Origin of the sequence: Rhodobium orientis (assembly GCF_003258835.1) — a bacterium.
Taxonomy (GTDB): Bacteria; Pseudomonadota; Alphaproteobacteria; order Rhizobiales; family Rhodobiaceae; genus Rhodobium; species Rhodobium orientis.
The window spans coordinates 1-13,009 of record NZ_NPEV01000044.1 but is presented as its reverse complement, the minus strand read 5'-3'; the positions used below and the strand labels follow the sequence as shown (position 1 = coordinate 13,009).

At 67.8% G+C, this 13,009-nt stretch carries 9 protein-coding genes; 6 read left to right on the top strand and 3 right to left on the bottom strand.

The genetic code is table 11. The features are described 5' to 3' along the window. Positions 1-24 precede the first annotated feature (24 nt). From CH339_RS17535 to CH339_RS17525, 3 genes are all read right to left on the bottom strand, one after another. A complete protein-coding gene (locus CH339_RS17535) occupies positions 25-1,848 on the bottom strand; it encodes a sensor histidine kinase (protein ID WP_111435678.1) in 1,824 nt (607 codons plus the stop codon). Between the two features lie 110 nt (positions 1,849-1,958). Continuing rightward, the gene (locus CH339_RS17530) at positions 1,959-2,678 is read right to left on the bottom strand and encodes a tellurite resistance TerB family protein (protein WP_111435677.1); all 720 of its coding nucleotides are present in this window, start codon (positions 2,676-2,678) and stop codon (positions 1,959-1,961) included. 274 nt (positions 2,679-2,952) lie between these two features. Then, a complete protein-coding gene (locus tag CH339_RS17525) occupies positions 2,953-4,341 on the bottom strand; it encodes a sigma-54 interaction domain-containing protein (protein ID WP_111435676.1) in 1,389 nt (462 codons plus the stop codon). Between the two features lie 349 nt (positions 4,342-4,690). On the opposite strand from CH339_RS17525, the gene CH339_RS17520 reads away from it, so the two are divergent. The 6 genes from CH339_RS17520 to CH339_RS17495 all read left to right on the top strand — a co-directional run bounded on the left by CH339_RS17520 (position 4,691) and on the right by CH339_RS17495 (position 12,956). Further along, positions 4,691-5,086, top strand: a complete 396-nt coding sequence (locus CH339_RS17520; protein ID WP_111435675.1) for an SCP-2 sterol transfer family protein — start codon at positions 4,691-4,693, stop codon at positions 5,084-5,086. After that, positions 5,086-6,255 carry an efflux RND transporter periplasmic adaptor subunit gene (locus CH339_RS17515; RefSeq protein ID WP_111435674.1) on the top strand — a complete coding sequence of 390 codons (1,170 nt, stop codon included), beginning with the start codon at positions 5,086-5,088 and terminating at the stop codon, positions 6,253-6,255. The genes CH339_RS17520 and CH339_RS17515 overlap by 1 nt, the downstream gene beginning before the upstream one ends. A 62-nt stretch (positions 6,256-6,317) precedes the next feature. Beyond that, positions 6,318-10,394: an efflux RND transporter permease subunit gene (locus tag CH339_RS17510; protein ID WP_111435673.1), complete on the top strand. Its 4,077-nt coding sequence runs from the start codon at positions 6,318-6,320 to the stop codon at positions 10,392-10,394. Further along, positions 10,384-11,727: a hypothetical protein gene (locus CH339_RS17505; RefSeq protein ID WP_146610225.1), complete on the top strand. Its 1,344-nt coding sequence runs from the start codon at positions 10,384-10,386 to the stop codon at positions 11,725-11,727. The genes CH339_RS17510 and CH339_RS17505 overlap by 11 nt, the downstream gene beginning before the upstream one ends. Before the next feature lie 14 nt (positions 11,728-11,741). Further along, the gene (locus tag CH339_RS17500) at positions 11,742-12,452 is read left to right on the top strand and encodes a hypothetical protein (protein ID WP_146610224.1); all 711 of its coding nucleotides are present in this window, start codon (positions 11,742-11,744) and stop codon (positions 12,450-12,452) included. Positions 12,453-12,557: 105 nt separating this feature from the next. Continuing rightward, complete coding sequence (locus tag CH339_RS17495; protein ID WP_111435670.1) at positions 12,558-12,956, top strand: sulfur globule protein CV1; 399 nt, start codon at positions 12,558-12,560, stop codon at positions 12,954-12,956. The last annotated feature ends 53 nt before the right edge of the window (positions 12,957-13,009 follow it).

The following is a 13,009-nucleotide window of genomic DNA, read 5'->3' as shown; positions in this document are numbered from 1 at the left end:
CGATGCCCTTTTTCGGTGCCGGATCTATTCGGCGGCGCTGCGGACCGGCTCGCTGAGCGGCACCCTGATGGTGAACACCGAGCCGCCCTCCGGCCGGGCCTCCGCGACGATCATTCCCCGGAAATCCTGGATGATCTTATAGGCGATGGAAAGGCCGAGCCCCAGCCCCTCGCCGACGTCCTTGGTGGTGAAGAACGGATCGAAGATGTGCGCCAGATCCGCCTCGGAAATTCCCGGCCCGTTATCGCTGACCGCGATGATGCCGTCGCAAGAATCCTTGGAGATGTCGACCCGCACCATCGGGTCCGCGCGTCCGGCGACCGCGTCGAGGGCGTTGCCGACGATGTTCATCAGCACCTGTTCCAGCCGCACCTGGCCGGCATCGACGACGACGTCGCCGGCCTCCTGCACCACGTCGACCTGGACGCCTGCCTTGCGCATGCGCGGACCGAGCAGCATCAGCGTTTCCGACAGCGCCGGCGCCACGGAAATCGGCCGTGTCGTCGCCTCCGGCTTGCGCGCGAAAGTCTTGAGGTGCCGCGACAGGCCGGCCATCCTGTCGACGAGGGCGGCGATGCGCGACAGGTTCCCCGCCGCCTCCGGCTTGCGATCGCGCTCGATCAGCAGGGCGGCGTTGTCGGCATAGGAGCGGATCGCGGCGAGCGGCTGGTTGAATTCATGGCTGAGCGCCGCCGACATCTGGCCGAGCGCGGCGAGCTTTGCCGCCTGCACCAGCTCCGACTGGGTGCGGCGCAACTCCTCCTCCGTTGCCTCGCGCTCACGGACCTCGCTGGCAAGCCGGGCATTCGCCAGCGTCAGTTCCCGCGTGCGGTCGCGGACCCGCCGCTCAAGGCGCAGCGCCGCCGCACGCTCGCGCCGCATCTGCCGCGAGAGCCGGCCGCGCCGGTCGACCAGATAGCCCGCACCGGCCGTCGCGATCAGGCCGGCAAGCAGCACGGTCAGCACCAGATTGCTCATCTGGGCGCGGGCGAGCGCTGTATCGGAATAGACCCTGAGCGTCCAGTCGTAGAGCGGCAGGAACGCCGTTTCCTCCAGGTAACGGTGCGCGCCGCCACCGACCTCGTCCGGCAGGTTGACGAAGGCGAACTCGCCGTCATGGCTCTTGGGGGAGCGCACCACCGGCGCGGCGTCGGCGGTCGCGCGGGCAAGGGCGCGCCCGCGCGCGCCGAACAGCGACCGGCCGCGCCAGTCCTCCCGGTTCGACAGCACGATCCGGCCGGAAAGATCGGTGGCGACCACCGGGTCCTTGGAAAGCGCCCAGGCCTGCTCCACGTCCTCCAGCGACACCTTGGCGACGACGACGCCGATCACCGCATCGTCCTTGCGCACCGGCGCGGCAAAGAGATAGGAGCCGCGCTCGGTCGCCGCGTCGAAGGAGAGGAACCGCCCGAGCCGGCCCTCCATCGCCGCGCGGAAATAGGGCGCATTGGCGAGGTTCTTGTCGGCCACCGGCTTGCTGGCGACCAGCACCGTTCCATCCGTGTCGATGAACAGCACCTCGTCGGCGCCGGTCATCGCGGTCGCCGTCACAGCGATGCGCAGCGCCGCAGGGCCGTCCTTCTCGGTGCCGGCGTCGAAATGGGCGACCACATCCGGATGCCGCGCGATCAGCGGCGGCAGGATACGGTACTTGTCGAGGAAGCCTTCCAGGCTGACGGCGTGGAAGTCGAGCGCATCGCGCGCCCGCGCCGCCTGCTCGCGCAGGAACAGCCGCTCCGCGCCGAGGCCGGTCAGGGTCGCAACGATGGCAGTGGCCACAAGGCCGGCGGCAACGACGGCCCCGGTTGCACCGAAGCCGAAGGGCAGTCCGCGACGCACACGCTTCATGGGCGGGACTTTAGCCGATCACACGCAGCGATTGGAATGCGCCCTGTGACGGATGCGTGACGAAGCGATGTGGCGGGATGACGAGGCCGGGCGCCGCCATCCGTGACGCGTCAGGCGGTGATCGCCGCTTCCACCTCGTTGACGAAGCCGCGGTCGATGCCGAGCCGCTGGACGAGCTGGTCGAGATAGGATTTCTCCGCCGGGTGGTCGAGGTCGATGGCGACCCGCGAGGCGGTGTAGATCTGCATGGCGAGTTCGGGCGTGCGCGCCTTGGCGACGATCTTGTCGATATCGAGCGGCGAACGCAGCTCGTCCATGACGAAGGCCTTGGCCTCGACGTCGAGATCGAGCTTGTCGAGCTTGTCGAGCTTGTCGAAGATGCGCTGCTGCTCGGTGGCGTCGATATGGCCGTCGGACTTCGCCGCCGCGATCATCGCCGTGACCATGGCGAGCCCGGCCTCCTGCTGCTCGGCCTCCGAGGCCGCGAACGGGTTCTTCTTCGGCGCATCGAAGGGGCCAGGCTCGGCCGGCCCGGTCACCCGGGGCTGCGCCGCGCCCGTCACCGAGCCGGTGCCCTGCCAGTTCTGATAGGCCTTGTAGGCAAGGCCGCCGAGGAGTGCGAGGCCGCCGACCGTCGCCGCGCTGCCGGTGAGCGAGCGGCCGGTCTCCGTGCCGAGCAGAAGCCCGGCAAGCCCGCCGGCCGCCAGGCCGGACTTCAGCGGATTTTCCCGGGAATAGTCCTGCACCTGGCCGACCCGGTCGCCGACGGTGCCGCCGCCGGGGATCCCGGTGCCCATGAATTGATCGAGAAGCTTCTTGGCGTCGAACATTATCTCTCCCTCGCATGGCGCGTTCGTTCGCCAAGCGAGGTGGGTGTTGTGTCCCCCGCAAACAAGACCCCGGACCCGACGCGGCGGACCGTTTCCCGGCCGGCCGGAATCTTGCCCAGGAAAGCTGTCGCAGGTCGAATCGCACCGCGTTAACGGCTTGGAAAGATGCAACCATCCTAATGCTGCGATAAGAACAACAACTCAGAGATCGAACTGCGGCGCCATCTCTCACCCCCCAACGGCGCCGTTTTCTTTTCCCCTAAGTATTCCGGCGTCAATTGGTCCGCATCTCCCGCGCATCCTCCGGTGCGGCGATCTGCGCACGTTCCGAAATCCGCAGCCGGCGCATCTTGCGCCACAGCGTGGTGCGGTCGATGCCGAGATATTTCGCGGCCAGCGACTTGTTCCCGCCGGCGCGCGCCAGCGCCGTCTGGATCTGCACCTTTTCGTCCGCCTCGGACGGGCGCACCGCCGGCTTCACGCTCACCACCGGCAGGTGATCGAAGTTGCGGATGTCGTGCGGCAGGCTTTCCGGAACGATGACGTTGTCGACGCAGCAGATCAGCGCGTGCTCGATCGCCGTCTCCATTTCCCTGACGTTGCCCGGCCAGGGATAGTCGATGAGAAGCCGCCGCGCCTCCGGCGAGTAGCTGAAGTCGCGCGGATAGCCGCGTTCGGCCAGCTTGTCGCAGAAATGGGCAAGGAGCAGCGGGATATCGCCCGGCCGCTCGCGGATCGGCGGCACCGTGATCGGAAACACCGCCAGCCGGTAATAGAGGTCGGCGCGGAACTCGCCGGCCTCCACAAGGCCGCGCAGGTTGCGGTTGGAGGCGGTGATCATCCGCACATCGGCTGTGACCGGCGTATCGGATCCGACCGGCTCGAACGCACCGTCCTGCAGCGCCTTCAGGAGCTTGGTCTGGAGATGGGCCGGCAGCGCCGAGACCTCGTCGAGGAACAGCGTACCGGTGTCCGCCGCCTTCAGCTTGCCGGCCCGCTCGCCGTTGATCTCGCCGAACGCGCCGCGGGCATGGCCGAACAGTTCCGCCTCGATCAGGGGTACCGGCGTCGAGGCGCAGTTGAACTCCACGAAGGGCCGCCGCGAACGGTTCGACAGGCGGTGCAGCAGCCGCGCAATATGGGTCTTGCCGGTCCCGGTCTCGCCCTGGATCAGCACCGGCGCCTGCATCGGCGCCACCCGCTCGACCCGCTCCAGGATCTCCATCATCGTCGGATCCTTGGTGACGAGGTCGCCGCTGGAGCGCGACAGCAGCGTCTCCAGGCGCCGCTCATCGGTCTTGTCGCGCAGGATGACGAGCCTGAGATTGCCGTAGGTGTCGCAGGCGCGGCAGCAATGGAACTCCAGATCCCGCATCTCGTCGCGCACTTTGATACGCATATCGAACTGTATGAGATTGGGTGTGATGGCGTTTTCCGGCTGCGCCGGCGCCCGTTCCAGGACTCTGTCCAGCGCATCCTTCAGATCGACGCCGCGGATGTCGGCGAGCGACTGCAGCGGTCCGGCCCCGGGCGCCACCAGCAGTTCGGCTGCCGCAGGGTTCTGGTAGAGAACGGTCCCGTCACGGTCGGTGAGCAGAACCCCCTCGTCGATATAGGATACGATAGCTTCGAGCAGAGGAACGAGATCGTCGATCTCCCTCATGGACTGCCCTTCCCTTGTTTCGGACCGTTTTTGACGGTCCGGGTCCCTCCAAATCGGCGCGCTTCTGTGGCGCGTCCGCGTTGCATCATATGCAACATATTCTATTCAACGCAACACTACGAAAAAGACACCATCGCAATTTCCGGTGTCAATTCAAAGAAGTTCGATTGATTAATCGCAACCGCCTCCTGTTGCAGAATCTGCTGCAGCGCGCTGCCGGACGCAACATAAAAGCATTAGTATTTTCAATGACTTGCCACTAGCTAACTTCTTTGCTTAGATATTTCTAAAATAAGCATGTGACGAACAACGGGCATGCCATAAGCCGCTTTCAAGAGGGAGGATTGAGATGGCTGACTTGTTTTCCGCCGAGTGGATGGCGGGTTTCCAGAATGCGTGGAACGCGGAGCCGGATCTGTCCGGCGAACTGGCCAAGATCGGGTTCAATTCCAACATCGGCTACGGCTTCAAGGGCGAGGACGCCCCGCGCGGCGTCCTGGTCGTGGAAAACGGCGTCGCCACCGGCGCCGGCGCCTATGCCGGCCAGCCGCTGAACTGGGACCTGCGCGCCGACGCCGCCACCTGGCAGGGCTGGATGACCAAGCCGCCGGGGATGATGGGCCTCGGCATGGCCTACACCTCCAAGAAGCTGCAATTCGCCGTCGGCGACTACGCCGCGATGGTCAAGGACCCGCGCATGGCCGGTCCGTTCATGAAAAGCTTTTCAGTGATGGCGCGCGTCTGATGACCCTGACCCTGCCGCAAAAACTGGTGCTGGCGGTGTGTGCGACGGTTGTCGCCGCGCCCGCGGCCTTGCCCGCCGCCGCACAGGAACGCTACGTCACCGCCGACGTCTCCGAGGTCGGCAGCACGTCGCTGATCGGCGGCTCGGTCATCCCCTACAAGGAAGTGGTGCTGTCGGCGATGGTGCCGGGCCAGGTCCGCCTGCTTGCCGGCCGCGAGGGCGACGCCTTCCAGCAGAATGCCCTGATGGTGCAGATCGACGACGCCGACCTGCAGGCTCGCCGGCGCTCCGCCGTCGCCAGCCTGCAGGCGGCCGAGGCCGCGCTCCGCCAGGCCCAGGTGCAGTACAACCGCGAACTGATCTCGCCGCAGATCAACCGCGGCATGTCGCGCTCCACCGGCATGGCGATGCCGCAGATGTTCGATAATTTCTTCGCCCGGCCGTTTTCCAGCGGCGTTGGTGCCAGCAATCCCTGGGTGGAGCGCTATGCCGACCTGCACAGCCAGCAAAGCGGCATGGAGCAGGCCCAGAGCCAGATCATGCAGGCCCGGGCCCAGCTTGAAGAGATCGACACCAAGATCCGCGACGCCCGCGTCGTGGCGCCGTTCCCCGGCACCATCGTCGCCCGCATGATCGAGGAGGGCGACACGGTCCAGCCCGGCCAGCCGCTGCTGAAATTCGCCTATGTGGATTACCTGCGGATCCAGGCCGAGGTGCCGGTCAAGCTGGTCGGCAATCTCTACCAGAACATGTTCGTGCCGGCTCGGCTCGACGTCGGCGGCGGCATCGAGGTCAACGCCCGCGTCGCCCAGATCTTTCCGGTCGCCGACCAGTCGCGCCACACCGTGACGGTGAAGTTCGACCTGCCGCGCGGCATTCCGGCCGCCCCCGGCGTCTATGCCGAACTGCGGCTGCCGAACGGCTCCGTCAACGCCACCTCGCTGCCGACCGTGCCGCGCTCCGCGCTGATCCAACGGGGCAGCCTGTTCGGCGTCTTCGTGCGCGGCGGCGACGGTGAACCAACGCTGAAGATGGTGCGCGTCGGCGGCGATGCCGGCGACGACCGGGTGACCATCCTGTCCGGCCTGAAGGGCGGCGAGGAAGTGGTCGTCAACCCGACGGCGAGCACCGGGCGCAGGCCGAATGCCCGCGCCGAGACGAACAACTGATCACTCAAGCGCAGGCGGGCCAACCGCCGCGATCAAACGGGATGGAAACAGGGTCGCCGACAATGGCTGACACGAACGACACCACGACCGGATGCAGCGCCCGAAACGGCAAGAACGGCAAGGGCGAGCATGTCCACGCTCCCGGCCTTGCCGGCACGATGGCGCGCACCTTCATCCATTCGCCGCTGTCGCCGCTGTTCCTGGTCTGCTGCCTGGCCGCCGGCATCCTCGGCCTCACCTTCACGCCGCGCCAGGAAGACCCGCAGATTTCCGTGCCGATGGTCGACATCTTCATCCAGTATGAAGGCGCCTCGGCGGCCCAGGTGACGAGCCTTGCCATCGATCCGCTGGAGCGGATGATGAGCGAGATCCCCGGCGTCAAGCACGTCTATTCCGCCTCCCAGCGCGGCCAGGGCATGGTGACGGTCGAGTTCGACGTCGGCGAGAAGATGGAACCCTCGCTGGTCAAGCTCTACGACAAGCTGTTCTCCAATCTCGACAAGATCCCGCCGGGCGTCTCCGAACCCCTGGTCAAGCCGAAGGGCGTCGACGACGTGCCGGTGGTGGCGTTGACCCTGTGGTCGGAAAGCCTCGACGACGCCGCGCTCCGCCTCGTCTCCCTGGAACTGGTGCAACGCCTGAAGGAAGTGCCGAACACCTCCCAGAGCTTCATCGTCGGCGGCCGGGCCGAAGAGATGCGGGTCGAGATCCAGCCCGAACGTCTGTCCGGCTTCGGCATCAGCATCGACCAGGTTGCCGGCGCCATCACCTCGGCCAACGAGAAGAAGCGCGTCGGCTACAGTGAGATCGACGGCACCAGCTTCAACGTCTATTCCGGCGCCTTCCTCAAGCACGCCTCCGACCTGGAACACATCATCGTCGGCACCTACAACGGCAGCCCGGTGTATTTGCGCGATGTCGCCAAGGTCACCGAAGGCGCCGGCGAGGCGACCAACAGCGTCCAGTATTTCACCGGCCCGGCCTGGACCGAGAGCGGCCAGCCGTCCCGCGCCAGCGTCCCCGACGGTGCCCCGGCCGTGACCATCGCCATCGCCAAGAAGCCCGGCAGCAACGGCGTCACCGTCGCCGACGCCGTGCTCGACAAGGTCGAGCAGCTCAAGGGCCGGATCATTCCGGGCAATGTGGAGATCGCCGTTACCCGCAATTACGGCGAGACCGCCAACGACAAGGTCAACGAGCTGATCGTCAAGCTGTTCGTGGCGACCGGCGCGGTCACCCTCTTGATCTGGCTGTTCCTCGGCATCCGCGCGGCGCTCGTCGTCCTCATCGTCATCCCGGTGGTGATTTTGATCACCGTCTTCTCCGCCTGGATCCTCGGCTACACCATCGACCGGGTGTCGCTGTTCGCGCTGATCTTTTCCATCGGCATTCTGGTCGACGACGCCATCGTCGTCGTGGAGAACATCTACCGCCGCTGGCTCCTGAAGGGCGAGGTCGACACCCCGACGACGATCGACGCGGTACGTGAGGTCGGCAACCCGACCATCCTCGCCACCTTCACGGTCATCGCCGCGCTGCTGCCCATGGGCTTCGTCTCCGGCATGATGGGCCCCTATATGGAGCCGATCCCGGCGCTCGGCTCCGTCGCCATGCTGTTCTCGCTGATCGCCGCCTTCCTGTTCACGCCCTGGCTCGCCTACCGCATCCGCCCGTCGCTGGCGAGGCTCCACAAGGCGCAGGAATCCGAGCACCGCCAGAGCGAGGCGCTCGGCCGCTTCTACCGCCGCATCCTGACCCCGTTCATCGAGAGCCCGGCCAAGGGCCGCATGCTGCGGATCGGCATCTGGCTCGTCTTCGCGCTCTCCTGCGTCCTCTTCTACACCACCGACGTGGCGGTGAAGATGCTGCCCTTCGACAACAAGCCGGAATTCAACGTCGTCGTGAACATGCCCGACGGCACGGCGCTGGCCGAGACCGCCAACGTCACCCAGAGGCTCGTCGACGAGGTCCTGAAGATCGACGAGGTCACCGCCGTCCAGAGCTATGCCGGCACCGCCTCGCCCTTCAACTTCAACGGCCTGGTGCGCCACTACTATCTGCGCCAGCGGCCCTGGCAGGCCGACATCCAGGTGCAGCTCCTCGATAAGGGCGACCGCGCCCGCTCCAGCCACCAGATCGCCGCCGAGACCCGCAACATCCTGACGCCGATCGCCGAAAAGCTCGGCGCCCGCATCGCCATCGTCGAAATGCCGCCGGGACCGCCGGTCCTCCAGACCCTCGTCGCCGAAGTCTACGGCCAGACCGAGGAAATCCGCGTAAAGGTCGCCAAGGACCTGACGAGGATCTTCGAAGAGGCGCCAAGCGTCGTCGACGTCGACAACTATCTGGACGACCCGCACGAGCGCTGGCTGTTCGAGATCGACCGCCAGAAGGCCCTGCGCGAAGGCGTCTCGATCAAGGACATCAACCGTCAGCTCGGCATGGCGCTCGGCGGCTACAAGCTGGGCGACGCCAAGCTCGGCCACGAGCTGGAGCCCCGCTACATCGTCCTGCAGGCGCCGCTCAACGTCCGCAGCCAGATCTCTGCCCTTGGCGAACTGCCGATCCGCACCGCCGGCGGCGCCTTCGTGCCGCTGTCGGAGCTCGGCCGCTTCACCGCCGTGCCCCAGGACAAGACCGTCTACCACAAGGATCTGAGGCCGCTGGAATACGTCACCGGCGACGTCGCCGGCCGCCTCGGCGCGCCGATCTACGGCATGTTCGCTGTCGGCGACCTGCTTGCCGACTACACCCCGCCGGACGGCGGCACCCTTGCTGCCGCCTGGGTCGGCCCGCCGACGGACGGCTTCAGGTCGGCCTTCGAGTGGACCGGCGAATGGACCGTCACCTACGAAACGTTCCGCGACATGGGCATCGCCTTCGGCGCCGCCATGGTCCTCATCTACATGCTGGTCGTCTGGGAGTTCGGCAATTTCCGCCTGCCCGGCATCATTATGGCGCCGATCCCGCTGACCCTCATCGGCATCGTCCCCGGACACTGGCTGCTCGGCGCGGAATTCACCGCCACCTCCATGATCGGCTTCATCGCGCTTGCCGGCATCATCGTGCGCAACTCCATCCTGCTCGTCGACTTCTCGCGTCAGGCCGTGGAGAACGACGTGCCGGTGACCGACGCCGTGGTGCAGGCCTGCCGCACCAGGACGCGGCCGATCATGATCACCGCGCTCGCGCTCGTTGCCGGCTCCTCGGTCATCATCACCGACCCGATCTTCCAGGGCATGGCGATCTCGCTGATGTTCGGCGGCATGGTGTCGACGCTGTTGACGCTGGTGGTGATCCCGCTCGCCTGCGTGCGCACCCGCCAGGCGATCGTCCAGAGCGTGGAATATTCCAGCGGCAACGGCTTCGGCGAGGCCGCCGCCTCCGCCGCAGCCGTGCCCCTTAACGCCGAAGAGGCTGCCGAAAACGCCCGCGCAAACGCCGGTCCGGGCGCCGCCGAGCCGGAACGCCGGGGCTTCTTTGCCCGCATCGCCGAGAGCAACGCGGTGCAGACGGCAAAGCTCTCGGTGACCATGGCGTTCTATGCCCTTCGCGCCATGCCCTATTTCGCCTGGCTCGCCATCAAGGAAGCCGGCAAGGGACTGTTCGCCCGCAAGGAAAAGCCGGCGTCGCCCTTCACGCCGGCCAACCCGGCTCCGGCGCCCGCAGCAGCAACGCCCGCGCCCCAGGCACCGGCCCCTGCCGCCGCAGCCCCTGCGCCAACAGTTGTTGCGTCCGCAGCCCCGGCGCCGCAGCCCGTCGCCCAGCCCTATGTCGCTCCGGCCCCGCAGGCAACAGCGCCCGCAGCACCGCAGCAAAGCGTTTCCGAGCCCGCCGTCCCGCCGATGCAGACCCCGGCAGCGGACCCGCCGGTGGCAACCGGACCGCAGAGCGCCGAAACCACGACCGGGCCCGCCGTCGCCGAAACCGAAACGGTCGTCGCCGATCCCGTACCGGCAAGGCCCGCCGCCGCTGCCAAGCGGCCCGCCCGCCGCGCCGTCTCCAAGCGCACCACGGCCCGCACCGCAGCGAAGGCAGGCGCCAAGCCGAAAAAGACGACCGCCAGGACGCCGAAAAAGCCGGCGGCGAAGAAGGCTGACGCCAAGTCGACCGCCAGGGAGGACGAAGATGTATCCTGATCGCTTGAGATCGACCCTCCTTTTCGGCACCGCCGCCATCGCCGTCCTCGGTTTTTCCCTGATCGACCGGCAGGCAACGGCCTTCGACCGCCCCCCCTCGGCCCGGCCACATGTCGCCTCCACGCGCTATGACGCGCCGGCACCGCAGGCCCGGCGGACGTCCATGACGCCGCGGCTCGGCGCCCGCTATGGCCTGCCCGACCCGCGGCGCGGCGCGACCCTCGCCCAGGCATCGGGCACGGCCGGCCAGTACACCGACTATCCGCCGATCGGCTTCGATCCGGAGCAGCTCGGCCGCCGGAATGCGGGCGTGTCGCCGGCCGCTCCGGCAAGCCAGGGCCAACCGACATGGCCGAACGAGGATGCCGCGCCGAATCTTGCCACCTATCCGCCGACCGGCACCAACCCAGCCTATCCGCCGGTCGCCTCCGGCAACCGGACAGGCGCCTGGCAACCCGGCGCGGCTCCGGCCACACAGCCGACGGCGCCCGCCTATCCGCAACCGGCGCCCGCATACGGCCGGCAGCTACCCGGCTATCGCCAACAACCCGCCTACGGACAACAGCCGCCCGCGCCGCCGGCCCCCGCCTATGCCGCCCCGACCTACGGCGCGACCGGCTATGGCACGCCAACCTACGGCGCAGCAGGCTATCCGCAGCCGGCCTATCCGGCGCCGCAACCCTACGGCACCCCCGCCTATCCGAACACCGGCGGAGCTTACGGCGCAGGTCAGGCCGCCGCGCCGGGCTATGTCGCCCCCAACTATTCAGCACCGGGCTACGGCGCGCCGTCCTACGGCGTCCCCGGCCAGCCCAATCCCTATCCGCAGCACTGGCAGGGCGGGCAGCCGCAACAGCCCTATCCGGGGGCCTATCCGGCGCCGCAGTGGGGCGGCCAATGGGCGCCCTATCCGCAGGGCGGCAATCCGTTCGGGTACCGGCCGCAAGGCATGAACACAGGTCCCGCTGCGCCCTATGGCGCGCCGCCGGCCTATGCGCCGACGCGGCCGGCCACGCAGCCGAGCGCACCGCGCCCGCGCTCCGACGGCAGCATGTGGGCGACCGACCGCGCGCCGAGCCTTGCGTCCCTCGCCAGCCCCAACCCGTTCGCGGCCAATGCCCGCCACGCGGATTACGCGCCGGTCGGCGGCTTTGCCTGGGAGACCGGCAACAGGACGCAGCAGGCATCCACCTGGCGCGCGGCGCCGACGACGCAGACCGCAGCGACCAACCCATACCTTGGCGACTACGCGCCGATAGAGACCCGCGACCGCTGGCCGATCCACCGGCCGCATCTGGCAAGCGCCGGCACGCCCGGCTGGACCTACCGGTAGAAAGGCTTGAGACGGTGACGCGCACCCCCACCATACTGGCGATTACGGCGATGGCCCTTTTCGGGCCGGCGGACTTCGCCTTCGCCCAGGTGGCGACCAACCCCTGGGCGGCGCCCGTCCCGCCGGCGGCCGCGGCCGGTGGCAATCCGTTCTCCGGGCGCAGCGCCTATGCCGCCCCGCAATACGCCGCGCCGTACTATGGAGCCCCGGCGGCCGCCACCCTGAACCCGGCCTATCCGCCGGCCGACAACGGACAGACCACAGCGGCTTACGGCCAGGGTACCTATCCGACCCAGCCCTATTCCGGGCAGCCCTACGCGGGCGCGCCGGCCTATGGCACGACGCCCTATTCCGCCGCACCGGCCTATCCGACACCCTATGCCGTTCCGGACTACCGGCCGGACGCCACCGGCCAGCAGGCAACCACCGGCGATCCGGCCCTTTCGGGCTACGGCTATGGCACGGGTCTCGCGGGCGCGCCCCTGACGGGCACGTTCGCAAATCCCTATTCCAGTCTTTATCCGGGAACCGGCGCGCTTGCCGGGCTTGGATACGGCATTCCGCTCACCGGCGGATATCTGCCGGGATTGGGCTTGGCAGCACCCGGGGGATGGCAGTCCCCCGGCTACTACGCAAGTCCGTATTCCGGCTCTCTGGCGCCCTTCTACACACCCTATGCGACCGGGTTGCCGGGCCTTGGCGGGCTCGGGCCCTTCGGGATGTAGCGGGAACGCATAACCCAAACGGGCATGACGCCCGAAAGTCTCGGGAGAACTCCCTCGTCTCGAGGCTAAAGATCAAGGGAGGGAGAAACCGTGAGGAGAGTAGATATGAAAAAGTTGCTTACCGCAACTGCACTGGCCGGCTTCCTCGGCCTCGTCGGCACCGCCGTCACCACCAACGACGCCGCCGCCTGGTGGGGCTGGGGCCCGGGCTGGGGCAACGGCACCGGCGACGGGAATTTCTCCATGAACTTTTCCGGTCGCGGCAACGGCTACGGCTACGGCCATCCCGGCTATGGCGGCGGCCCCTGGGGCGGCTATCCGGGCGGCTGGGGCGGCTATCCCGGCGGCTGGGGCGGCGGCGGCTATCCCGGCTATTACGGTGCCCCCTATGGCTACGGCTATGCGCCCCCGGCCTATGGCGCCCCGTACGGCTATCCCCCGCAGATGCAGCAGCAGCCGCCGCAGCAGCAGCAGCCGCAGCAGCAGTCGGGCCAGAACCAGTAAGGCGGTCCGGCGCGAGCGGATCCCGGCCTCGTATAGGCAACCGGCGCCTCGGC